The organism is Sphingopyxis sp. (genome assembly GCF_041916015.1).
GTDB lineage: Bacteria > Pseudomonadota > Alphaproteobacteria > Sphingomonadales > Sphingomonadaceae > Sphingopyxis.
Map to the genome: position 1 here is coordinate 24,646 of NZ_JAYSAH010000029.1, position 21,338 is coordinate 45,983.

The following is a 21,338-nucleotide window of genomic DNA, read 5'->3' on the forward strand; positions in this document are numbered from 1 at the left end:
TTTCGTGCAGATTTTCATCATGCCATAGTTGCAAATGACTCGCAATAACATATAAGCGCGCGGCACCCTGCACGGAGAATCGCATGTACGCCCTTGTCGACCGGCCGGTCGAAAGCCTGACCAACAGCGGACGCTTCCTGTTATGGGCGATGCGCGGCTGGACGCAGGCCGCGACGCGCGGCGTCTGTCCGCCGCAGGCGCTGCGCCGCGGCTTTGCCGAGACGGGCGCGCTCGCGGCGCTTCCCGATTTCCATGTCGCGATGGCGCTCATCGCCACCGGCGCGGCCGCGCCGATCGAGCTGGCGCCGATGCCCTGTGTCCAGATTTCAGAGCATGAAGCAATTCTGCTTGGACTCTGGCGCGATTTTTCGCTGGGAGACGGGGGAGCCGCCCGTGCCACCCTTGCCCTGCTCGTCGGCAATTCCAGCGTCGGACCGGTCGCCCATGCGATGCGCGCAGCGATCGAAAGACTGGCCTTCGCGGGATTCCACCTGTCGGTCCTCGCGGCCGGCGCCATGAAGCATCAGGAAAGTTCAAAGTGATGAGTGACCGTATTGCCGCAGCCGCCAAACTCGCCCCGTCCGCCTCGCTGACCGTCGAGGAGGTGCTGCGGGTGCGTCACTGGAACGAGCATCTGTTCAGCTTCTCGATCACCCGCCCGCCGAGCTTTCGCTTCCGGTCGGGCGAGTTCGTGATGATCGGCCTGCCGGGCGGCGAGGGGCGGCCGCTGCTGCGCGCCTATTCGATCGCGAGCCCGGCCTATTCGGACGAGCTCGAGTTTCTGTCTATCAAGGTGCCCGATGGGCCGCTGACCTCGCGGTTGCAGCTCATCAAGCCCGGCGACCCGATCTATCTTGGCCGCAAACCGACCGGGACGCTCGTCGCCGACGCGCTGACGCCGGGCAAGCGGCTGTTCATGCTCTCGACCGGCACCGGCCTTGCGCCGTTCCTCAGCCTCGCACGCGATCCCGACATCTACGATCGCTTCAACCAGATCGTGATCGTCCATTGTGTGCGTCAGGTGAGTGACCTTGCGTTCCGCGAAGAACTGGAAAGTCAGCTCGCCGGCGATCCGCTGGTGCAGGACCAGGCGCTGCTACAGTTCCACTATCTGCCGACGGTCACGCGCGAATCCTTCCGCACCGAAGGCCGCATCGACGCGCTGATCGAGAATGGCCGCCTGTTCGGCCATCCGCTGACCGGCGCCGATCAGTTCGATCCCGCGACCGACCGCATCATGATGTGCGGCAGCATGGCGATGATCCGCGATCTGCAGGCGCGCTTCGAGGCGCTGGGCTTCGAGGAAGGATCGAACGCCGCGCCCGGCGATTTCGTGATCGAGCGCGCGTTCGTCGGTTAGGGCTTCCCCGCGTAAGCCTTCACCAGATCGAACATATAATCGCGTCCGACATAGACCGAACGTACTTCCATACGTTCGTTCAGGCCGTGCGCGCCATTGCCGTCGGGGTCGCCCCACATGCCGGGTATGCCATAGGTCGGAATGCCGACCGCGCCGAGGAAGGTCGCGTCGGTATAGCCGTTCGCCATCGCGGGGACGACCTTCAGGCCGGGCCAATATTTGTCGACCAGCTTCTGCATCGGGCCGATCACCTTCGGATCGAGCGGCGGCGCGGGCGGCGCGGGGCGCTTGGGCGGTAGCTGGGTGACGGTGACGCCGGGGTCGCCGATCACCTTGGCAAGCTCGTCGCGGATCGATTCGATGCTGTGCCCCGGAAAGATGCGGCAGTTGATGTTCGCCCCCGCGCGCTGCGGCAACGCGTTCGGCGCATGCCCGCCATCGAGCATCGTCGCGACGCAGGTCGTGCGCAGATTGCTGTGCAGGAACGGGTCCTTGTTGACGATCGCCTCGGCTGCCTTGTCGGCGGGGTCTTTCGCGAGCGCGACCATCGCCTTGCCGGTCTCGTCGCCGCGGGCGGCGCCGGCTTCGGCGAAGAAGCGCCGTGTCGTGTCGGTCATTTCGACCGGGAAGTCATGGGCGCCGATCTTCCCCAGCGCTGCTGCGAGCTGATAGATTGCGTTCGCGGGGACCGGCGCCGAGCTGTGCCCGCCGGGATTGCGCGTTTCGAGGCGGAAGTTGGCGAAGGTCTTTTCGCCGACCTGCACCGACTGGCCGAGCACCTTGCCCTTTCCGTCGCTGTCGCCGCCGCCGCCTTCGTTGAGGGCGAATTCGGCGTCGATCAGGTCGCGCTTGTTCGCGGCGAGCCATTCGGCGCCGTTGAACGCGCCGTTGCTCTCCTCGCCGCAGGTCAGCGCGACCTTGACCGTGCGTTTCGGCTTGTAGCCCTGCTGCTTGAAGCGGATGAGCGTGTCGATCCAGACCGCCGCCTGCGCCTTGTCGTCGGCGGTGCCGCGGCCATAGAAATAGCCGTTCTCCTCGACCATGACGAACGGATCGCGCTCCCAATCCTCGCGCTTTGCCTCGACGACATCGATATGCGCGATGAGGAGGATCGGTTTCGCGGTCTTCGACGTGCCGGGATAGACGGCGACGAGGCCGCCTTCCTTCGGATGATCGGGCGCCGCGAACAGCGTGAGCTGCTCGTCGGCGAAGCCCGCCGCCTTCAGCCGCGTCGCCATGCGCTCGGCCGCCAATGTGCAGCTGCCCGACGACAGCGTCGTGTTGGTTTCGACGAGTTCCTTGTAAAGATCGCGGAAGGCGAGTTGATCGGGGCGCGGTGCCTCTTGCGCGACGCCCGGCGTCGCCACCAGCAAGGCCGACGTCAGCAGCGCGGTTATCGTCCTCATCGTCTCTCCCTCCCGGAATGCTGAGGAAGCCAAGGAGCAGAAAGCGCAGCCAGCTGCAAGCCGCTTGCGCCCCCGTCCGCTTTCGCGCAAGTGCGGGCCGGGGAGAGAATTTTGACCGTTATCGAAGACGACCCGCCGGGACTGGTGGCGCGCGCCGTGCGCCGGCTCTTGCTGCTGCTCTACCGGCTGCGCGGGTGGAAAGCGGTGGGCGAGGTGCCCGAGCCCCGGCGCTTCATCATCATCGCGGCGCCGCACACGAGCAACTGGGATTTCGTCAACTATCTCGGCCTCACCGCCGACCTCGGCGTGCGCCCGCATTTCATGGGCAAGCTGTCGCTGTTCAAATGGCCGCTCGGCGGCTTCATGCGCCAGATGGGCGGCGTCCCCGTCGATCGCAGCAATGCCAGCAATGCGGTGCAGCAGATGGTGGATGAATTCGCGCGCCGCGCCGAATTCATGCTGACCGTCGCGCCCGAGGGGACGCGCGGCAAGGCGAGGAAATGGCGCACCGGCTTCTACCAGATCGCGCTCGCCGCGAAGGTGCCGATGGTCGTCGGGCTGATGGATTATGGCACCAAGACCGGCGGGCTCGGGCCCTTGATCTGGCCGACGGGCGATTTCCGCGCCGACATGATCAAGGTGTTCGACGTCTATAAAAGCTGTATTCCGAAATTTCCCCAGCGCGCGGTACGCTCGATCGACGATATTTTGGGGACGGAGGAGCAGGAAGGACAGCGATGAGCGGCTTGCCGGCGATGCTGGGGATGAACTTTGCTGCGCTGATCGCGGCGGTGCTGATCCTGTGGGCTGTCGCCGTTCGCATCCGCGACGTGTCGTTCATCGACGCTTTCTGGGCCTTCGGCATGGTGCTGCTCGCCTGGGCGAGCGCAGGGCAGGCCGGGACAGAAACGCCGCACGGCCGATGGCTGCTTGGTCTCACGGCGCTGTGGGGCCTGCGGCTTGCAATCCATTTGTTCCTGCGCTGGCGCGCCGAGGGTGAAGACCCGCGTTATCAGAAGATTCTCGGCGGGGTGATGAAGCAGCGCGGCTGGAGCTGGGGGCTGTCGGCGCTGGTGATGGTTTTCCTGATGCAGGCGCCGTTGCTCTTTCTCACCTGCCTGCCCGCGCAGATCGGCATCTGGGCGAGCGCGGCGGAGCCGGCATCGGCGCTGGGCGTCGTCGGCTGGACCGGGGTTGTGGTGGCGCTGATCGGCATCGCCTTCGAGAGTGTCGGCGACGCGCAGCTCGTCCGCTTCCGCGCGAACCCCGCGAACAAGGGCAAGATCCTCGACACCGGCCTCTGGCGTTACACGCGGCACCCCAATTATTTCGGCGACACGCTGAGCTGGTGGGGCATCTGGCTGGTCGCCGCCGACATCGCGCCCTGGGTCGCGTTGGCAAGCGCCATCGGGCCGGTTTTCCTCACCTTCACGCTGACGCGATGGTCGGGCAAGGCGCTGCTCGAAAAGGGGCTTCACAAGACGCGACCCGGCTACGCCGATTACGTCCAGCGCACGTCGGGCTTCATACCATGGCCGCCAAAGACCAGGGCTTAGGCGACGAGGCCATTGCGGCCGACGTCGGCGCGCTCGGCGATGCGCCGCGCATCCGCGCGATCCTGACCGCGGCGGCGCGCGAAGGGCGCAGCGTCAGCTATTCCGAATTGCTCGGCGATCTCGGCTTCCGCTTCACGCGGCCCAAGATGCGTGCCGTGTGCCGGACGCTCGAGGAAGTCGACCGGCTTGCCGCGCTCGATGGCGAGCCCGACCTCGCGGTGCTCGTCGTGCGCGAGAGCGACCGCTTGCCGGGACAGGGCTGGTGGGTCGGCGGAACGGCGCTGCTGCTCGGCTATGACGGCCCGTGGGAAGGCGCGGCGGCGGCGCGTTTCATCCGCGAGCAGCAGCAGGCGGTGTTCGATTTCTGGGCGGAGCGGTAGGAACTTGCATGAAGCCGAATAAAAAACTGCGCGATGTGCTGCTGCCTGCATTCAATCCCTGCCAGTACATCGACGTATGCGATGCATCTTGTCGCGAGGCAAAATGGAGTCCGCTGGACGGGCATGTTCCCAGGGGATTCTTAGGCGCAACGGCGCGGATGATCGATGTTGAAGTAGTTATGGTGATGGCCGAGCCAGGACATCCCTATTCGGGCCAATCGTTCGTGCCGGATGCCTCTCCGGGCACAATGCTGGAGGCGGCTTGCCTGGATACGTACAGGATTCGCCAAGCTGCCTCCGGTCAGTTTCACAGAAATATGCGTTGGTTCCTTGATGAACTTTATCCCGGCATGACTTTCGACGAGCAACTGCGCTACGTCTGGATGACTGAAGGGCGGCTGTGTTCAATCGAAAACGAGATCGGCAATCTCGTGGATCATACCTGCGCGCAAAATTACCTTGGGACACAACTTGCGTTACTGTCTCATGCAACTGTTGTAGCGTTTGGCGGTAAGGCGAAGCGCTATCTTCGCAAGCTGAAGGTGGATTTCGTGGGTGCCTATGCGCTGGCACCGCCCGGCGCCAACCACAAGCCTGCAAAGCCCACATGGCGGAATGCTATCGACGCCATTAAAGCCAAGAGAGTTGCGCGTGAATAGGCTTCCGGAAGGAAGCGAGAGAGGCCATCGATGTTACACGCCGCTCAAGGGTATGACTGACAGTGGCTATGAATGCCTACCCAAGAGCGGAGCATCTGTGCCGCATCGCCCAAACGAAAAGGGCGGCCCCGCAGGACCGCCCTTTTCGTTTCAGCGATGTCGCTTCAGGCTCAGGCGGCCTTGGGCAGCGCCGCTTTCGCCTGTGCGATGATCGCGGCGAAGACGCCGCCTTCGTTCATCGCGAGGTCGGCCATGACCTTCCGGTCGAGTTCGATCCCGGCGAGCTTCACGCCGTGCATGAACTGCGAATAGGTCAGGCCTTCGGCGCGGACCGCGGCGTTGATGCGCTGGATCCACAGGGCGCGGAAGTTCCGCTTTTTGACCTTGCGGTCGCGATAGGCGTACTGGCCGGCCTTTTCGACGGCCTGGCGCGCGATGCGGATCGTGTTCTTGCGGCGGCCATAATAGCCCTTCGCCTGATCCAGAATCCGGTTGTGCTTGGCGCGCGTGGTCGTGCCGCGTTTGATGCGTGACATGGTCTAGCGCTCCTTACTTCAGGCCGTAGGGCGCCCAGAGGCGCACATGGGCCGCATCGGCTTCGCTCAGCACGCTGGTGCCGCGATTGGTACGGATGTACTTGCTATTGTGCGAAATCAGGCGGTGACGCTTGCCGGCGACGCCGTGCTTCACCTTGCCCGAGGCGGTGAATTTGAAGCGCTTCTTCACACCGCTCTTGGTCTTCATCTTGGGCATTTTCGTCTCCTTATACTGCGACGATATCGACCGGCCCTGGCAGCCCTTGTCGCCAGGCAGGTCAGCAACTCTATCGTGCGAAGGCGCGCGCCTAGACGGATTCGCGCGGAATTGCAAGTGCTGCGCATGGAATCGTCATTGCGAGGAGCCGAAGGCGACGCGGCAATCCAGAGCCCGCGTAAACCGCTCTGGATTGCTTCGCTCCGCTCGCAATGACGAAGCTAAAAACTCGCGCCATCGACCTTCTGGATCGTCAGCGAATCGAGGTCGGCGTCGGGGACGCAGCGCAGGTTCACCGCCGCCATCTTCGCGCCGTCGGGGCCGGTGCCGACCGAAAAGCCCTGGCAGCCGCAGTCGGTGCAGAATTGATGGTCGATATTATGCTTGTTGAACTTGTAGGAGGCGAGCTTGTCGCTGCCGCCCGTCAGCCGGAACTGGTCGATCGGCACGAAGGAAAGCAGGAAGCCCTTGCGCCGGCAATGCGAGCAATTGCAGCTCATCGCCGTCGTCGGAATATCGCCTTCGACCGTGTAGGTCACCGCGCCGCAATGGCAGCTTCCCTCGAACGCCATGATCGTCTCCCTCGTCAATGGTGGCAGGCGAGCCCTTCGATAACATCCTCGAGCCGCGCGGGATCGCCCAATGCGATGACATGGCCGTCGCTGTCGGCGTTCAGTGGTTCACCGTTCCAGTCGCACATCGTCCCGCCCGCACGCTCGACGATCGGCACCAGCGCGGCGAAATCGTGGAGCTTGAGCCCGGCCTCGACGACCAGATCGATATGCCCGCTCGCCAGCAGGCCGTAATTATAGCAGTCGCCGCCGAAGACCATGCGCTTGTGCGAGGTCTTCGCCGCGAGCGCCATGAAATGCTCGCCGTCATGGTCGCTGAAATATTGCGGGCCGGTCGTCGCGAGCACCGCGTCGGACAGGCTGCGGCAGGTACGCGTCGTTGCCGGCTTGCCGTTGAATAGGGTCGGCTGCCCCATCGCGCCGACCCAGCGCTCGCCCGAAATCGGCTGGTCGATGATGCCGATGAGCGGCCAGCCGTCCTGCAACAGCGCGATCAGCGTCCCGAAGATCGGGCGGCCCGCCATGAAGCTGACCGTGCCGTCGATCGGGTCGAGCACCCATTGGCGCGATGCCTCGGGCCGATCGGCGCCATATTCCTCGCCGATGATCCCGTCGCGCGGCGCCTCGGCATCGAGCAGGCGGCGCATCGCGGCTTCCGCGGCGCGGTCGGCCTCGGTCACCGGCGAGGCGTCGGCCTTGGCCTCATGCGCGAAGCCGGCGCGGAAGAAGGGCCGGATGGCGGCGCCTGCGGCGTCGGCGAGACGATGGGCGAGGGCGATGTCGGATTCGAGGGTCATGCGAGGAGCCTATACTAATAAATATTGTGTGTCCCCGCGAAGGCGGGGACCCATCTCCTATCGGTGCAAGATGGAATCGACCTGAGATGGACCAGTATCGGGTTGACCATGCCCCGCATGGTCAAGGATGGGGGCGATCTGACCCGATGCTCCTTTGCGGGGGGAGGCAGCGCTTTTCTTCGATGTGAGCCTAGTCGAACAGGCTCGACACGCTCGATTCGTCGGCGATGCGCTTGATCGCCTCGCCGAGCAGCGGCGCGACGGTGAGCGCGCGGACCTTGGCGCTGTCGTTCACCGCGTCGGTCGGCATGATCGAATCGGTGATGACGAGTTCGGTGAGCTCGCTCGCATCGACGCGCGCGACCGCGCCGCCCGACAGCACCCCGTGCGTGCAATAGGCGACGACGCCCTCGGCGCCCGCGGCCTTCAATGCGGCGGCGGCGTTGCAGAGGGTGCCCGCCGAATCGACGATATCGTCGATCAGGATGCAGAAGCGGCCCGCGACGTCGCCGATGATGTTCATCACTTCCGATTCGCCGGCGCGCTCGCGGCGCTTGTCGACGATCGCGAGCGGAGCGTTGTCGAGGCGCTTGGCCAGCGCGCGCGCGCGGACCACACCGCCGACGTCGGGCGAGACGACCATCAGATTCTTGCCGCCGAAACGCGCCTGGATGTCGGCGCTCATCACCGGTGCGGCATAGAGATTGTCGGTCGGAATGTCGAAAAAGCCCTGGATCTGCCCGGCGTGGAGGTCGATCGCGAGGACGCGGTCGGCGCCCGAGGTGGTGATCAGGTTGGCGACGAGCTTGGCCGAAATCGGGGTGCGCGGGCCGGGTTTGCGGTCCTGCCGGGCATAGCCGAAATAGGGGATCACCGCGGTGATGCGCTTCGCCGAGGCGCGGCGGAGCGCGTCGGTGAGGATGAGCAGCTCCATCAGATTATCGTTCGCGGGGAAATTGGTCGGCTGGACGACGAAGACGTCCTGGCCGCGAACATTTTCGTGGATTTCGACGAAGACTTCCTCGTCGGCGAAGCGGCGGACGCTGGTGTCGGTCAGCGGCAGCTCGAGATAATCGGCAATCGCGCGGGCCAGCGGCAGGTTGCTGTTGCCGGAGATGAGTTTCATGGGGTGCAAGGCCCTTTCGCGCGTGGGAGATTGCGCGCCCCCTTAGCCAGCGGCGGCGGATAGGGAAAGGGGATAATGGCGGTGGTGCGCATTACTCTCCACCGCGTGGCCGGGTGAGCCGCCCCTATTTCTTCAGTCCGATCTCGCGCAGCCGCTCCTGCAGATAGTCGTCGGCGGTGATCGGCGTCGGATAGAGGTTAGGATGCGACGCATCGATGCAATTTTCCAGCGTCTCGATCGGATAGTCCGAACGGAAGTGGAGGAAGAAGGGCATCGAGTAACGCGCGACGCTGGCGCGGCCGGCATCGGGGTTGCGGACGCGGTGCGTCGTCGAGGGAAGGCGGTTGTTGGTCAGCCGCTGCAGCATGTCGCCGACATTGACCGCCATGGCGCCTGGCGGCGGCGAAACGGGCAGCCACGATCCGTCCTTGTCGAGGATTTCGAGGCCGGCTTCCTCGGCACCCAGAAGGAGCGTGATCGTGTTGATGTCCTCATGCGCTTCGGCGCGGATGCCTTTTGCGGGACCCGCGACCGGCGGATAGTGGAGCAGGCGCATCACGCTGTTGCCGTCGGCAACCGTGTCGTCGAAGAAATCCGGCGCGAGGCCGAGGTAGCGCGCGATGCCCGACAGCAGCCGGCCGCCGACGCGGTCGAACTCGGCGAACAGCCTGTCATAGACGGCGCGGAAGCCGTCGATTTCCTTCGGCCAGACATTGTTCGGCTGCTGCGCGGCGAGCCGGTGCCCTGCGGGAAGGTCGCGGCCGACGTGCCAGAATTCCTTGAGGTCGACCTCTTTCGCGCCCTTCGCGATCTCGGTGCCGAAGGGTGTGTAGCCGCGCGCGCCGCCGCCGCCGGGGATATGATAGGCCCGCTTGGTTTCCTCGGGCAGCGCGAAGAAGGCCTTCGCCTTCGCCCAGGCGTCGTCGATCAGCGCGGAGTCGATGCCGTGATCGGTGATCATCGCGAAGCCGAAGCGCTCGAACGAGGCGCCGAAGTCGTGCGCGAACTGGTCGGCGGGAAGCGACATGGAGATGACGGGAACGGCAGCAGTCATGTATATAGGGTCCATATGATAGGGCGGCGCCTGCAGGCGCTGGATGACTCGCGATTTAGGCGCTGCGGCTTGCGGGTTAAAGGGAAAAAGGCGGTTCCACCCTGCGCGCGGCTCGGCTAGACCCGCCGCCATGGCAAAGCAATATTGGCTGATGAAATCCGAACCCGACGCCTATGCGTGGGAGCAGCTCGTGCACGACGGGACGGGGATGTGGGACGGGGTGCGCAACCACACCGCCAAACTCAACATGATGGCGATGAAGGTCGGCGACGAGGCCCTCTTCTATCACAGCAACATCGGCAAGGAATGCGTCGGGATCATGACGATCACCGAAACCGCCTCGCCCGATCCGACCGCCGAAAAGGGTTCGCCCTGGGTCATCGTCCGCGTCGCGCCGGTGCGCGCGCTGAAGCATCCGGTGACACTCGCGGCGATCAAGGCCGATCCGGCGCTCGCCGACATGGACCTGATCCGCCAGTCGCGCCTGTCGGTCGGGCGCGTCACGCCCGCCGAATGGAAGCATATATTGAAGAAGTCGGAGAAGGCGGGAGGCTGACCGCCCCGCAACACATCAGCGCAGCTTCACCTGCAGATGCTTCGCCACCGACGGATAGAGCGGATGGACGAACTCGCAGCCGTAATTATTGCCGTCGCCGCGGCGCACGACGGCTTCGAGCGGCTGGAGGCCCGGCAGGCTCACCCAGATTGTCTTGCCGATCTGCGGCCGCGCGAAAGTGACCATGCGAAAGCCCGTCGAGGACAGGTCGAACAATTCGACATCGAAGGGATTGAAGCCGGGCTCACGGAAGCGGGCGCGGCCGCACACGGGGGCGCGTTCGGCGCGGCGCGCCTGCGATGCGATTTTAGTCCTTGTCTGCACGTCCTGCAAATCCCACCCGGTCCATTGATTCGCGAAAATCTAGCGCGGTACTGGTTATCGCAAAGTGAAGGGATATGGTGAATTTCAGAGCGTTGATGGAGTCTCGCCGACTGCCATCAGATGGCCGGGGTAGGGGCTGACGAGCGACGCGGCGTCGCGCCATTCGGCGGTGAGCCAACGCTCCTGATCCTCCGGATGCAGGATCAGCGGCATCGCGCCCGGATTATAGCGATCGAGCAGCCCGTTGGGATCGGTCGTCAGGATCGCGAAGCCCGGCCAATCCTCGTTCTGGCGCTGGATTCCGGCGAAAGCGAAGATCGGCCGGCCGGGAAGCGAGGCCCAATGCTGGCGCCGGGCGCCCGCCGGCCCCGACCATAGGGCGAAGCTGGTCGCCGGGATCAGGCAGCGCAGTTCGGGGTGGCGCAAGGTCCCGATCCAGAAGGGGCTCGACAGGTTGCGGACGCTCGTCACCGGCTCGGTCCCACGCGGCGGCGGCGGGACGCCCCAAAGCTTGGGTCGCAGAAAGCGGCGCGGGCCGCCGCGGCTGTCGGGTACGATGACCGGCGCGGGGCGGCCGGGCGTTACATAGCCGCCCGCCCACGGGTCTTCGCCGGCTTCGACGCCGAAACTGTCGGAAATCTGCGCTGCCGTGGCGTCGAGCCGGTAAAGCTGCATGGCAAAGTCGGGGCCTAGTCGAGGCGGACGCGCCCGCGTCCCGCCTTGACCGAGCTGCGCGCCTTCTTGCTATCGACGCGCTTGGCCTTGGCGGCCTTGCTCGGCTTGGTCTTGATGCGCCTTTCGGGACGGACGAGCGCGGCATCGACCAGTTCGTTCAGTCGTGCGCGGGCATCGGCGCGGTTCGCTTCCTGGGTGCGAAAGCTGCGCGCGAGGATCACCAGTTCACCCGCGCTTGTCATCCTGCTGCCCGCGAGCGTCTTGAGGCGGCGGTAGGCATCGGGCGCGAGGCCGAGTGCGAAGACATCGACGCGGAGCTGGCACGCGGTCGCGACCTTGTTGACATTCTGTCCGCCGGGGCCGGTGCCTGCGAGGAACTTTTCCGTGATCGCGCTTTCGGGGATGTCAGCCACGGGTCGGCGACGCCCCTTCGGGCGCCGAAAAGCCGAGCGCGGCGAAGCGGCCGGGGAAGGGGGCTTCGGCGATGATCGACGGCTTGACGTCACGTTTGACGACCAGCCGTTCGGCGTGGAGCATCGTGCGATCCTTCGCGCCGCCGCTGCCGTAAACGGGATCGCCGACGATCGGAAAGCCGAGCCCTTCGAGCGCGTGGACGCGCAGCTGGTGCGTGCGGCCGGTCTCGGGGCGGAAGCGCAGCAGCGTGCGGCCATCGACTTCGGCGAGCTTTTCCCAATGCGAGACCGAGGGCTTGCCTTTCGGATCGACGACCATGCGCCACCCCTTCTCGGCGGTCGAGGTCTTGCCGAGCGGCAAGTCGATCGTGCCGCCGTTGTCCGCGGGCACGCCGTCGATGATCGCGAGATATTGCTTCTCGACCTCGCGTCCTTCGAAGGCGCGGGTGAAGCGGCCGTGCGCCTTGGGGTTGCGCGCGAGCAGCAGACAGCCCGAGGTGTCGCGGTCGAGGCGGTGGACCGGCAGCGGCCAGCGCTTGAAGCCGAAGCGCAGGCTGTCGAGATGATTTTCGAGGCTGAAGCTGCCGTCGCGCGGCGCGTCGACGGGCAGGCCCTCGGGCTTGTCGATGACGAGGGCCTCGCCGTCGAGGAAGAGAACGCGGTCGGAAAGAAGCATGGCCGCGCTATACGGCGGCGGCCTCCTCGCCGAAAGCGTAAACGTCCATCGCGAGCACGGCATAGGTGACGCTGTCGTGCAGGCGGCGCGCGCGCAGGCCCTTCGCCTCCGTTCCGGCCCCCATTGCAACGAACAGCGGCAATATATGATCGGGGGTCGGGTGATTGTCGCGGCCGTGCGGCGCGCGCTCGACGGCGTGGAGCACATCGTCGATCGCGCCTGCCGCGAAGCGATCCGCGACCCAGTCGGTGAAGGTGCGGACCCATGCGGGCGCAGGGGCACCAATCGGCGGGCGCGACTGAAAGAAGGCGCGCAGATTGTGGGTGATGCTGCCCGATCCGACGATCAGCACGCCCTCATCGCGCAAGGGAGCGAGCGCTTGTCCGAGCGCATAATGCCATTCGGGCGAAGCGTTCGAGGCGATCGAGAGCTGGACGACGGGGATATCGGCTTGCGGATAGATCAGCGACAGCGGCACCCATGCGCCATGGTCGAGGCCGCGCTCGGGGTCGGCCGAAACAGTCAGGCTGTGATCTGCGAGTAACTCGACGATACGCTTCGCCAGTGCCGGGTCGCCCGGCGCGGGATAGCGCATCGCGAACAGCTCGTCAGGAAAGCCGCCGAAATCGTGGATGGTCGGCGGCGCGGGAGAGACGGTTACCGTGGCGCGGCCGCCTTCGTGCGCCGCGTCATGGTGCGCCGACACGACCAAGATCGCGCGCGGGCGCGGCAGGCGGGCTCCCAGCCCGGCGAGGAAGGTCCGCGCCGGGCTGGGCTCGAGCGCCATCATCGGCGAGCCGTGCGAAACGAAAAGGCTCGGGAGACGGCGCATCGGCATCAGGCGATCAGCTTCGCCGCGGTCCGCGCGACGCGCTCGCCGAGATAGCGGGCGCCGCCGAGATCGGCTTCACCCGGCCGGCGCGAGCCGTCGCCGCCCGCGATTGTCGTCGCGCCATAGGGCGCGCCGCCCTTGACCTCTTCGACGCCCATCTGGCCGGCAAAACCATAGTCGAGCCCGACGATCGTCATGCCGAAGTGGATCAGATTGGTGAGGATCGAGAAGAGCGTCGTTTCCTGCCCGCCGTGCTGCGACCCGGTCGAGGTGAAGGCGGCGCCGACCTTGCCATTGAGCTTGCCCTGCGCCCAGACGCCGCCCGCGGTGTCCCAGAAGCTCGCCATCTGGCTCGCCATGCGGCCAAAGCGCGTCGGGGAGCCGACGACGATCGCGTCATAATTGGCGAGTTCATTGGGATCGCTCAGCAGCGGGTGCGCGGTGTCGGTCTTGAAGCCCGCCGCCTGCACGACCGCCTCGGGCGCCGTTTCGGCGACGCGGCGGATATCCACCTCGGCGCCCGCGGCGCGCGCGCCTTCTGCGACCGCATCGGCCATCTGCTCGATATGACCGTAGCTTGAATAATAGAGAACCAGCACCTTGGTCATCATGTCATCCTTTCATTGATGGGAACTTTGAAGTGAGTGTGCCGCCGCCGGGGAGGGGGAGGGAAGCGGCGGCCCGAGGGGATCAGGCGGCCTGTTTCAGCCCGTCGATCGCGGTGGTGGCGCGGCCGATCGCCTCGCTGTCGCGCTGATGCCCGTCGGCGGCGACGATGGTCACGTCGGTGATGCCGATGAAGCCGAGGACGTGCCTCAGATAGCCGCTCGCGAAATCGACCGCGCTGCCCAGCGGCACGCCGCCCGAGGCGAAGACGATATAGGCGCGCTTGCCCTTGAGCAGTCCTTCGGGGCCGCTTTCGGTATAGCGGAAGGTACGGCGCGCGCGCGCCACCTGATCGATCCAGGCCTTCAGCGTCGCCGGGATGGCGAAATTATAGATGGGGGCGGTGATGACGATCGTATCGGCCGCCTCGAGCTCGGTGATCAACTCTTCCGAACTGGCGAGCAGCGCCTTCTGTTCGTCGCTGCGGTCGGCTTCATCGGTGAAGCTGGCGCCGACCCAGTTTTCGGTGAGGAAGGCGGGTGGGGTGACGTTGAGGTCGCGGCGGGTGACGGTCGCGCCATAGCTTTGCTCGACCAAGCGGCGTTCGAGCTGGTCGGCGAGCGTGCGGGTGGTCGAGCCCGTATTGCGGGCGCTGGCGTCGATGCGGAGAATATGGCTCATGATCTTGCTCCTGCGAAGTGGGTGGGCCGCCGCCAACAGGGAGGGGGACGAGCGGCGGCCCGGGGGAGGCGATTACAGGCTGTCGACCAGCACCAGTTCGGCGTCGTCGAGCGCCTCGACGGTGATCGTGCCGACGTCGCGGAGCGCGACGCCGTCGCGGGGGCCGGCGTCCTCGCCGTTGACGCGGATGCGGCCCTTGGCGGCGACGAGGTAGGCGTGGCGCCCGCCTTCGAGGTCGTAGGAGACACGCTCGCCGGCATGGACCGTCGCTGCTGCGACACGGGCGTTGGCGCGGATCGGCAAAGCGTCATCGCCCTCGATCCCGCTCGCCAGCGTCACGAACTGACCCGAACGGTCGGCCTTGGGAAACTGGCGCGCGCCCCAGCCGGGATTGCCGCCGTTCCGGTCGGGCATGATCCAGATCTGGAACAGCGTGGTTTCCTCATCCTCGAGGTTGAACTCGCTGTGCGTCACGCCGGTGCCCGCGCTCATCACCTGGACGTCGCCCGCCGCGGTGCGGCCGGTGTTGCCCATGGAGTCGCGGTGGGTGATCGCGCCGGTGCGGACATAGGTGATGATTTCCATGTCGCGGTGCGGATGCGGCGGGAAGCCGGCCTGCGCCGCGATGGCATCGTCGTTCCAGACGCGCAGGCTCCCCCAACCCATGCGGCTCTCGTCATAATAGTTGGCGAACGAAAAATGATGACGGGCGTCGAGCCAGCCGTGGTTGGCGTGGCCCAGCGTGTCGAATTTGCGAATGTCGATCATCGGGCAATCCTTTCTCTCGAAGCCGCCCTTCGGTTCCGGGCGGCTGATCTGTTGAGAGCAAAATAGCGATTGGGGTCGTTTCTAAAATAGCGTAGATGGAAAACCATTGTTTCCATTTGGAGGATGAATTTGGCGCTTCCCGATTATGAAGGCTGGGCCTGTTTCGTCGCCGTTGCCGAGGGCGGCAGCTTCACGGCGGCGGCCGCCGCGCTCGGCCTGTCGAAGGCGAGCGTATCGAAAGCGGTGACGCGGCTCGAGGCGTCGCTCGGTATCACCCTGCTCCACCGCAGCTCGCGCGTCGTTGCGGTGTCGACCGCGGGCGCGGGGTTGCTCGACGAAGCGCGCGCGATGGTCGCGGCGGCGACCGCGGCGACCGAAGCGGCGCGCGGCGACCGGGTGGACCTTGCCGGGCCGATCCGCCTGGCCGCGCCGATGAGCTTCGGGATCAAGGCGCTCGGCCCCACGCTCGCCGCTTTCCTCGACCGGAATCCTGCGGTCGAGATCGAGGTACTCTTGAGCGACGCGCGGCATGATCCCGTCGCCGAGGGGATCGACCTGACGCTGCGCATTTCGCCGCTGGCGGACTCCAGCCTGCTTGCGCGGACGATCGCGCCGGTCTCGGCATCGGTGATCGCCAGCCCCGCCTATCTTGAGAAACACGGCACGCCCAAACATCCGCTTGAACTCGCGGGGCACAGGCTGATCGGATATGGCCATCGCCAGCGCGCGACGCCGCTGCATTTCCATCGCAAGGGTGAGGAGGTCACCATCCTGCCGACCGGGCCATTGTTTGCAAACAATGGCGACATCGCAGTGCCGCTGGTGGTTGCGGGGGTCGGGATCGCGATGTTGCCGGACTTTATCGCCGCCGCCGAACTCGTGTCGGGGGCGGTGGTGCCGATCCTTGCCGACTGGTCGCCGCCGCAGGCTTGGCTGCACCTGCTGTCGCCACCTTCGCGCTTGCGCCCCGCACGCGTCCGGGCGCTTTCGGACTATCTCGTCGAGACGCTGAAGCCATCGTGCACGGGCGCACACGAGCGTTTCCTGGCGGCGCGCAAGGGGTGAAAATGCGGGGCAAAGCTGTTGCAGATTCGCCGCGACTCGTGGATTTCTGCGGGTTAAATCAAAATTAACCTTTTCCCTTCATTAGTTTCATGGTTAATGTTCCGGCTGTCCTGCAACAGGGGCGCGTCGGCGACATCCATCGGGGATCGTGCGGACGGGTCGCGGGATCGTCGTGGGAACATGTCCCTGCGGGGATAGAGTTAAGGGGTGCCCAATGCGCGTACTGCTGATCGAGGACGAGCCGACGACCGCGAAAGCGATCGACACGATGCTCACCACCGAGGGCTTCAATGTCTATACGACCGATCTGGGCGAGGAAGGCCTCGATCTGGGCAAGCTCTATGATTACGACATCATCCTGCTCGACCTGAACCTTCCCGACATGCATGGCTATGACGTGCTGAAGAAGCTCCGCACCGCGAAGGTGCAGACGCCGGTGCTGATCCTGTCGGGCATTTCGGAGATGGACTCGAAAGTCCGTTCGTTCGGCTTTGGCGCCGACGACTATGTCACCAAGCCGTTCCACCGTGACGAACTGGTTGCCCGCATCCATGCGGTCGTCCGCCGCTCGAAGGGCCACAGCCAGAGCGTCATCAAGACGGGCAAGCTCGCGGTCAACCTCGACACCAAGACGGTCGAGGTCGACAGCGTCCGCGTTCATCTGACCGGCAAGGAATATCAGATGCTTGAGCTGTTGAGCCTCCGCAAGGGGACGACGCTGACCAAGGAAATGTTCCTGAACCATCTTTATGGCGGGATGGACGAGCCCGAACTGAAGATCATCGACGTCTTCATCTGCAAGCTGCGCAAGAAGCTGGCGCTGGCCTGTGGCGGCGAAAATTACATCGAGACGGTCTGGGGCCGCGGCTATGTGCTGCGCGATATCGACGACGAAGGAAATGAAGTGCGCCGGGTCGCCTGACGCACTGAAAATATAGCTCCCGAGAGTTATACCCGAGAGCCGGCGCGGAGCGATCCGCGCCGGTTTTTCGCTATGGGGCGGCGGGTTTCGACCGAAAGCTGACCTGATTTCGCCTTCCGCTTGCGGGAGGGGGGAAAGAACGGCCGCTCATCACCCCAAGAGCGGACGCTTTCGAAAATGTCGGCTGGGCCGCGACCTAAACCCGCCCTGGCGCTCTTGCCCGCACAAAATTCTCGAGTGCGGCGAACAGCATCGCGCGCGCATCGTTGCCCAGCATTTCGCCGGTGAGGCAATCGAACCGCACCCGGTCGCCGCGACCGGCGGCGGTCACGATGTCGGCGAGCAGGCCCTCGTCGAAGCTGAGGCGTGGGCAGCAGGGCGGTGCGACGGCGAACGGGTCGGGCCAGACATGGCCGATCGCCTCGACCACCAGCCGGTAGCGCCGCGCCGCAAGGATATTGCCCCAGCGGCGTTCGAGTTCGGGCATCGGGTCGCGTTCGCTCTTGCGGCAGAGGATGCAGTAACGCAGCGCGAGCACCGCCTGTGCGGCATCGACCGGCAGGTCGCGGATTAGCGGTTGCTCGGTGAATTTCCGGACCAGGTCGCTGCTGCTCTGCATGGAATCTCCCTTGGTGCCCGCTTGGGGCGTCCCGCTTCCCTGGCGAAAAAGATGCCGGCCGCTTGAGTGCGCCTGAAAGGTGCAGCGGCCGGCAGGAGGGGACTGCTCAACCTTGCTATTGAGAATTATTCTCAAATACAAGCAAAAAAAGAGGCGCCCGAAAGCGCCTCTGAATATTCCCTGTTTTCCGTCGTTTTCGTTGTCCCCGCAAAGATAGGGACGACGATGGGGGGGGGCTCAGTCTTCGCTGACCGGCTTCGACTGCAGCTGGATATAATTCTCGATTCCCATCCGTTCGATCATCTCGAACTGCTTTTCGAGCTCGTCGACATGATGCTCCTCGCTTTCGAGAATGTCGGAGAAGAGGTCGCGGCTGACATAGTCGCGCACGCTCTCGGCATGGGCGATCGCATCCTTGAGCAACGGGATCGCTTCTTCCTCGATCGCGAGATCGGCCTTCAATATTTCCTCGACCGTTTCGCCGACGCGGAGGCGCCCGAGCAATTGGAAGTTGGGGAGGCCGCCGAGGAAGAGGATGCGGTCGGCCAGCTTGTCGGCGTGCTTCATCTCGTCGATCGATTCTTCGCGCTCGAAATGCGCAAGGCGTGCGACGCCCCAATTGTCGAGCATGCGATAATGCAGCCAATACTGGTTGATCGCGGTCAGCTCGTTCTTGAGCGCCTCGTTGAGATAATCGATGACTTTTTCGTCGCCCTTCATGGCTCTTGTCCTGCTTATGTTATCGGGTGGAATGACGGGTGGCATTATACCGCCCCCGACCCGATCAGGCCAAGGCCAAAAATGGCGGAAATCCGAGAAAAATCAGGCGGTCGCGGCGACGTCGCTGATGATATTGCGAGCGAATGACAGGCACTGGCCGCACTTGGGTTTGCGACCCAGTTGCGCATAGGCGGCCTTGGCGCACCGCAATTGGCCGTCCTTCGCGACGTCGCGAAGATCCCGTTCCCTTATTGCGTTGCAGACACAGACAACCATGTGCGAATCCTTCTCAACAAGGCTGATTTAGGGATAGTGCGAGGGATTCGCAATAGGAAAGATGCGACTGACTCGCAGTCGAGAAAGCGGGATTTTTCCTGTCCGCGCCCCTTGCCCGAAAAGTGATTCGCGGGCATAGGCGCGCCCATCTTCCCAAGCCTTCGAAACGCAAAGGTCCGCCCCATGAAAGTGAATGTCTATGTGACGCTCAAGCCGGGCGTCCTCGACCCGCAGGGCAAGGCGATCCATCATGCGCTCGAAGGATTGGGCTTCGGCGGCGTCGCCGACGTCCGCGCCGGCCGCTTCATCGAACTCGACGTCGCCGACGGCACCAGCGATGCCGATCTCGACGCGATGTGCGCGAAGCTGCTCGCCAATACGGTGATCGAAAACTACCGCATCGAACGCGCCTGAACCGGACAAGGGAGCCACGCCCATGAAGACCGCCGTCATCGTCTTTCCCGGCTCCAACTGCGACCGCGACATGGCCGTCGCGCTCGAGTCCGTCACGGGCAAGGCGCCCGCGATGGTGTGGCACCGCGAGACCGACTTGCCCGCCGGCACCGATTTCATCGCGCTGCCCGGCGGTTTCTCTTATGGCGATTACCTCCGCTCGGGCGCGATGGCGGCGCGGTCGCCGATCCTGCGCGCGGTGTCCGACGCCGCGGGCCGCGGGGTGCCGGTACTTGGCGTCTGCAACGGCTTTCAGGTGCTGACCGAGGCGCAGCTGCTCCCCGGTGCGCTGATGCGCAATGCGGGGCTGAACTTCGTCTGCCGCCGCGTGCGGCTGACGGTCGAGAACAGCCAGTCGCTGTTCACCGCGGGCTATCGGGCGGGCGAGGTGATCGATATCCCTGTCGCGCACCATGACGGCAATTATTTTGCCGATGCCGCAACGCTCGACCGGATCGAGGGCGAGGGGCGCGTCGCCTTCCGCTATGCCGATGGCGTCAACGGATCGGCGCGCGACATTGCGGGCGTGCTGAACGATGCGGGCAATGTGCTCGGCATGATGCCGCATCCCGAGCGCGCGATCGACCGCGCGCACGGCGGCACCGACGGACTACGCCTGTTCGAGGCGGCGCTCGGCGTACTCGCCTGAATAAGCTAGGCCGTCCGACGGGGCGGCTGGCTCCGGCGGTTGCAGCCAGCGTCCGGCGAACAGAAGCACCGTCGGCCAGAAGATCGTATTCCAGATGTCGTGCCAATGTTCCGCATCGGGCTGAATCGTCGCGTTGCTATATTCGGCGGTCAGGTCGAGCAACTCCCCGCCACAGGCCATCGCAAAGACGGCCAGCCACGCCGCGATCCATCCGCCGCGCCCGCGCCAGGCCAGGCGCACGGCGAGGAACAGGGTCATGCCGAAATAGATATGGAGCGCATCCTTGTCGAGGCCCGTTGCCTCGATCACCGACAGCTTCCGCGCCTCGAACAGGGAGGCGATCTCGATCAAAGTCATGCAATATCAAACCTTGGCGCCGAACGGATTGAAATCGGTGCCTTCATCGAACACGTCGACACCTTCGCGCCGTTTCAACGCGCCGACCACGAGATAGGTTGCGGGGGTCAGAGCGGCTTCCCACGCCGTTTTGATGAACCACTGCGACAGCACGACCTCATAGAGCTGCTCGGGCGGCCAGCCGGCAAGCCCGTAAAAGGCGAGCGGGTAGAAAATCAGGCTGTCAAGCCCCTGCCCGACGACCGTCGAGCCGATCGTGCGCATCCAGAGGTGGCGCCCGCCCGTCCATATCTTCATCCGTGCGAGGACGTAGCTGTTGGCGAACTCGCCGGCCCAGAAGGCGGTCATCGACGCGATGACGATGCGCCAGCTGTTGCCGAAGACGAATTCATAGGCTTCCTGCCCCGGCCACCCTTCGGCAGGTGGCAGCGACACGACGACCCACGCCATGAACGCCATGAAGGCGAGCGCCGCGAAGCCGGTCCAGATCACGCGCCGCGCGCGGGCGTAGCCATAGACCTCGGTCAGCACGTCGCCGATGATGTAGCTGATCGGGAAGAAGAGCACCCCGGCGCCGAACGCCCATTGCTCGCCATTCGGCAAGATGACGTAGCTCGGCTTCGATGCGCCGATGATGTTGCTGAGCAGCAGGATCGCGACGAACGCCGCCATCATCAGGTCATAATAGCGAAAGTGCCGGACAGCCGACGCCGTGACGTGCGCGGGCTTTGCGGACGGAGTGGGGGTATCGGTCATCGCCTTCGCTGCTTAACGCGCTTTGCAGCCCGCGCAAACCACGCTATTCGCCGCTCCCGCACAAACCGTGCCACGCGCCCGTAGCTCAGCTGGATAGAGCACCCGCCTTCTAAGCGGGTGGTCGCAGGTTCGAATCCTGCCGGGCGCACCAGGCACATACAAACTATTGATATAATTCAGTAAATATCTGTTGATGTCCACAGATTGGCGCAGTTCTGCGGGTCTTTTGCGCGCGGCTTTGATGTCGTGGCCGGAGACGCGGGATGTGGAGCGGCGATTGTGCGGATCCTTCGCGCGCGTCTCTGCGGGCGATTTTCGTGGCCACCG

General features: G+C 64.9%; 31 protein-coding genes and 1 tRNA gene. 12 read left to right on the plus strand and 20 right to left on the minus strand.

Translation table 11 applies throughout. The features are described 5' to 3' along the window. Positions 1-83 precede the first annotated feature (83 nt). Positions 84-542, plus strand: coding sequence for a hypothetical protein (locus tag ACE3SL_RS04535; RefSeq protein WP_374524572.1), 459 nt, complete (start codon positions 84-86; stop codon positions 540-542). Continuing rightward, positions 542-1,360: a ferredoxin--NADP reductase gene (locus tag ACE3SL_RS04540; RefSeq protein ID WP_374524573.1), complete on the plus strand. Its 819-nt coding sequence runs from the start codon at positions 542-544 to the stop codon at positions 1,358-1,360. Before ACE3SL_RS04535 ends, ACE3SL_RS04540 begins: the two co-directional genes overlap by 1 nt. Here ACE3SL_RS04540 and ACE3SL_RS04545 read toward each other — a convergent pair. Next, entirely contained in the window at positions 1,357-2,766 is a 1,410-nt protein-coding gene (locus ACE3SL_RS04545; protein ID WP_374524574.1) for a M20/M25/M40 family metallo-hydrolase, read from the minus strand. The genes ACE3SL_RS04540 and ACE3SL_RS04545 overlap by 4 nt on opposite strands. Positions 2,767-2,877: 111 nt before the next feature. Here ACE3SL_RS04545 and ACE3SL_RS04550 point away from each other — a divergent pair, with 111 nt between their 5' ends. Genes ACE3SL_RS04550 through ACE3SL_RS04565 form a run of 4 tightly spaced genes read left to right on the plus strand, consistent with a single transcriptional unit; the run spans position 2,878 to position 5,361 of the window. Then, complete coding sequence (locus ACE3SL_RS04550) at positions 2,878-3,507, plus strand: lysophospholipid acyltransferase family protein (protein WP_374524575.1); 630 nt, start codon at positions 2,878-2,880, stop codon at positions 3,505-3,507. Then, positions 3,504-4,322, plus strand: coding sequence for a DUF1295 domain-containing protein (locus ACE3SL_RS04555; RefSeq protein WP_374524576.1), 819 nt, complete (start codon positions 3,504-3,506; stop codon positions 4,320-4,322). Before ACE3SL_RS04550 ends, ACE3SL_RS04555 begins: the two co-directional genes overlap by 4 nt. Next, positions 4,298-4,702, plus strand: coding sequence for a ribose-phosphate pyrophosphokinase (locus ACE3SL_RS04560; RefSeq protein ID WP_374524577.1), 405 nt, complete (start codon positions 4,298-4,300; stop codon positions 4,700-4,702). Before ACE3SL_RS04555 ends, ACE3SL_RS04560 begins: the two co-directional genes overlap by 25 nt. An 8-nt stretch (positions 4,703-4,710) precedes the next feature. Beyond that, positions 4,711-5,361, plus strand: a complete 651-nt coding sequence (locus tag ACE3SL_RS04565) for a hypothetical protein (RefSeq protein ID WP_374524578.1) — start codon at positions 4,711-4,713, stop codon at positions 5,359-5,361. A 170-nt stretch (positions 5,362-5,531) separates the two neighbouring features. Here the strand turns inward: ACE3SL_RS04565 and rplT are convergent, their stop codons facing one another. The 6 genes from rplT to ACE3SL_RS04595 form a co-directional block, all read right to left on the minus strand. Continuing rightward, a complete protein-coding gene (gene rplT, locus ACE3SL_RS04570; protein ID WP_215354292.1) occupies positions 5,532-5,897 on the minus strand; it encodes a 50S ribosomal protein L20 in 366 nt (121 codons plus the stop codon). A gap of 13 nt (positions 5,898-5,910) precedes the next feature. Continuing rightward, positions 5,911-6,114, minus strand: a complete 204-nt coding sequence (gene rpmI, locus ACE3SL_RS04575) for a 50S ribosomal protein L35 (RefSeq protein WP_374524579.1) — start codon at positions 6,112-6,114, stop codon at positions 5,911-5,913. A gap of 221 nt (positions 6,115-6,335) precedes the next feature. Then, positions 6,336-6,686 carry a GFA family protein gene (locus tag ACE3SL_RS04580; RefSeq protein WP_374524580.1) on the minus strand — a complete coding sequence of 117 codons (351 nt, stop codon included), beginning with the start codon at positions 6,684-6,686 and terminating at the stop codon, positions 6,336-6,338. A gap of 14 nt (positions 6,687-6,700) precedes the next feature. Beyond that, positions 6,701-7,483: a histidinol-phosphatase gene (hisN, locus tag ACE3SL_RS04585; RefSeq protein WP_374524581.1), complete on the minus strand. Its 783-nt coding sequence runs from the start codon at positions 7,481-7,483 to the stop codon at positions 6,701-6,703. Between the two features lie 190 nt (positions 7,484-7,673). Beyond that, the gene (locus ACE3SL_RS04590; RefSeq protein WP_374524582.1) at positions 7,674-8,609 is read right to left on the minus strand and encodes a ribose-phosphate pyrophosphokinase; all 936 of its coding nucleotides are present in this window, start codon (positions 8,607-8,609) and stop codon (positions 7,674-7,676) included. A 124-nt stretch (positions 8,610-8,733) separates the two neighbouring features. Beyond that, on the minus strand, positions 8,734-9,663 hold the full coding sequence (locus ACE3SL_RS04595) for an isopenicillin N synthase family dioxygenase (protein WP_374524583.1): 930 nt from the start codon (positions 9,661-9,663) through the stop codon (positions 8,734-8,736). Between the two features lie 130 nt (positions 9,664-9,793). Here ACE3SL_RS04595 and ACE3SL_RS04600 point away from each other — a divergent pair, with 130 nt between their 5' ends. Continuing rightward, a complete protein-coding gene (locus ACE3SL_RS04600; RefSeq protein ID WP_374524584.1) occupies positions 9,794-10,219 on the plus strand; it encodes an EVE domain-containing protein in 426 nt (141 codons plus the stop codon). Positions 10,220-10,234: 15 nt separating this feature from the next. Here the strand turns inward: ACE3SL_RS04600 and ACE3SL_RS04605 are convergent, their stop codons facing one another. The 8 genes from ACE3SL_RS04605 to ACE3SL_RS04640 all read right to left on the minus strand — a co-directional run bounded on the left by ACE3SL_RS04605 (position 10,235) and on the right by ACE3SL_RS04640 (position 15,194). Beyond that, positions 10,235-10,543 carry a PilZ domain-containing protein gene (locus ACE3SL_RS04605; protein ID WP_374524585.1) on the minus strand — a complete coding sequence of 103 codons (309 nt, stop codon included), beginning with the start codon at positions 10,541-10,543 and terminating at the stop codon, positions 10,235-10,237. Positions 10,544-10,627: 84 nt separating this feature from the next. Continuing rightward, positions 10,628-11,218 carry an SOS response-associated peptidase family protein gene (locus ACE3SL_RS04610; RefSeq protein WP_374524586.1) on the minus strand — a complete coding sequence of 197 codons (591 nt, stop codon included), beginning with the start codon at positions 11,216-11,218 and terminating at the stop codon, positions 10,628-10,630. A 14-nt stretch (positions 11,219-11,232) separates the two neighbouring features. Beyond that, positions 11,233-11,631 (minus strand): alternative ribosome rescue aminoacyl-tRNA hydrolase ArfB, encoded by a 399-nt coding sequence (arfB, locus tag ACE3SL_RS04615; protein ID WP_374524587.1) that lies wholly within the window; start codon positions 11,629-11,631, stop codon positions 11,233-11,235. Then, on the minus strand, positions 11,624-12,307 hold the full coding sequence (locus tag ACE3SL_RS04620) for an RluA family pseudouridine synthase (protein ID WP_374524588.1): 684 nt from the start codon (positions 12,305-12,307) through the stop codon (positions 11,624-11,626). Before ACE3SL_RS04620 ends, arfB begins: the two co-directional genes overlap by 8 nt. A 7-nt stretch (positions 12,308-12,314) precedes the next feature. Continuing rightward, positions 12,315-13,145, minus strand: coding sequence for a class III extradiol ring-cleavage dioxygenase (locus ACE3SL_RS04625; protein WP_374524589.1), 831 nt, complete (start codon positions 13,143-13,145; stop codon positions 12,315-12,317). Next, positions 13,145-13,747 carry an NAD(P)H:quinone oxidoreductase gene (wrbA, locus tag ACE3SL_RS04630; protein ID WP_374524608.1) on the minus strand — a complete coding sequence of 201 codons (603 nt, stop codon included), beginning with the start codon at positions 13,745-13,747 and terminating at the stop codon, positions 13,145-13,147. Before wrbA ends, ACE3SL_RS04625 begins: the two co-directional genes overlap by 1 nt. Before the next feature lie 82 nt (positions 13,748-13,829). Continuing rightward, on the minus strand, positions 13,830-14,426 hold the full coding sequence (locus ACE3SL_RS04635) for an FMN-dependent NADH-azoreductase (protein WP_374524590.1): 597 nt from the start codon (positions 14,424-14,426) through the stop codon (positions 13,830-13,832). Between the two features lie 72 nt (positions 14,427-14,498). Further along, positions 14,499-15,194, minus strand: coding sequence for a pirin family protein (locus tag ACE3SL_RS04640; RefSeq protein WP_374524591.1), 696 nt, complete (start codon positions 15,192-15,194; stop codon positions 14,499-14,501). Between the two features lie 123 nt (positions 15,195-15,317). On the opposite strand from ACE3SL_RS04640, the gene ACE3SL_RS04645 reads away from it, so the two are divergent. Both ACE3SL_RS04645 and ctrA read left to right on the plus strand, forming a co-directional pair. Next, positions 15,318-16,259 carry a LysR family transcriptional regulator gene (locus ACE3SL_RS04645; protein WP_374524592.1) on the plus strand — a complete coding sequence of 314 codons (942 nt, stop codon included), beginning with the start codon at positions 15,318-15,320 and terminating at the stop codon, positions 16,257-16,259. A gap of 214 nt (positions 16,260-16,473) precedes the next feature. Further along, entirely contained in the window at positions 16,474-17,181 is a 708-nt protein-coding gene (gene ctrA, locus ACE3SL_RS04650; RefSeq protein WP_058457016.1) for a response regulator transcription factor CtrA, read from the plus strand. 196 nt (positions 17,182-17,377) lie between these two features. Here the strand turns inward: ctrA and ACE3SL_RS04655 are convergent, their stop codons facing one another. The 3 genes from ACE3SL_RS04655 to ACE3SL_RS04665 form a co-directional block, all read right to left on the minus strand. Beyond that, positions 17,378-17,800 (minus strand): addiction module antidote protein, encoded by a 423-nt coding sequence (locus ACE3SL_RS04655; protein ID WP_374524593.1) that lies wholly within the window; start codon positions 17,798-17,800, stop codon positions 17,378-17,380. Between the two features lie 237 nt (positions 17,801-18,037). Further along, positions 18,038-18,520: a bacterioferritin gene (gene bfr / locus ACE3SL_RS04660; RefSeq protein WP_374524594.1), complete on the minus strand. Its 483-nt coding sequence runs from the start codon at positions 18,518-18,520 to the stop codon at positions 18,038-18,040. Positions 18,521-18,622: 102 nt separating this feature from the next. Continuing rightward, positions 18,623-18,796: a bacterioferritin-associated ferredoxin gene (locus ACE3SL_RS04665; protein ID WP_374524595.1), complete on the minus strand. Its 174-nt coding sequence runs from the start codon at positions 18,794-18,796 to the stop codon at positions 18,623-18,625. A gap of 183 nt (positions 18,797-18,979) precedes the next feature. Here ACE3SL_RS04665 and purS point away from each other — a divergent pair, with 183 nt between their 5' ends. Beyond that, complete coding sequence (purS, locus tag ACE3SL_RS04670; RefSeq protein WP_058812514.1) at positions 18,980-19,210, plus strand: phosphoribosylformylglycinamidine synthase subunit PurS; 231 nt, start codon at positions 18,980-18,982, stop codon at positions 19,208-19,210. 22 nt (positions 19,211-19,232) lie between these two features. Next, on the plus strand, positions 19,233-19,898 hold the full coding sequence (gene purQ / locus ACE3SL_RS04675) for a phosphoribosylformylglycinamidine synthase subunit PurQ (protein ID WP_374524596.1): 666 nt from the start codon (positions 19,233-19,235) through the stop codon (positions 19,896-19,898). On the opposite strand, the gene ACE3SL_RS04680 is transcribed toward purQ, so the two are convergent. Together ACE3SL_RS04680 and ACE3SL_RS04685 are read right to left on the minus strand one after the other, a co-directional pair. Continuing rightward, positions 19,860-20,255, minus strand: coding sequence for a hypothetical protein (locus ACE3SL_RS04680; RefSeq protein ID WP_374524597.1), 396 nt, complete (start codon positions 20,253-20,255; stop codon positions 19,860-19,862). The genes purQ and ACE3SL_RS04680 overlap by 39 nt on opposite strands. A 6-nt stretch (positions 20,256-20,261) precedes the next feature. Further along, on the minus strand, positions 20,262-21,011 hold the full coding sequence (locus tag ACE3SL_RS04685; RefSeq protein ID WP_374524598.1) for a queuosine precursor transporter: 750 nt from the start codon (positions 21,009-21,011) through the stop codon (positions 20,262-20,264). A gap of 74 nt (positions 21,012-21,085) precedes the next feature. Here ACE3SL_RS04685 and ACE3SL_RS04690 point away from each other — a divergent pair. Then, positions 21,086-21,162 (plus strand) — tRNA-Arg (locus ACE3SL_RS04690). Positions 21,163-21,338: the final 176 nt, after the last annotated feature.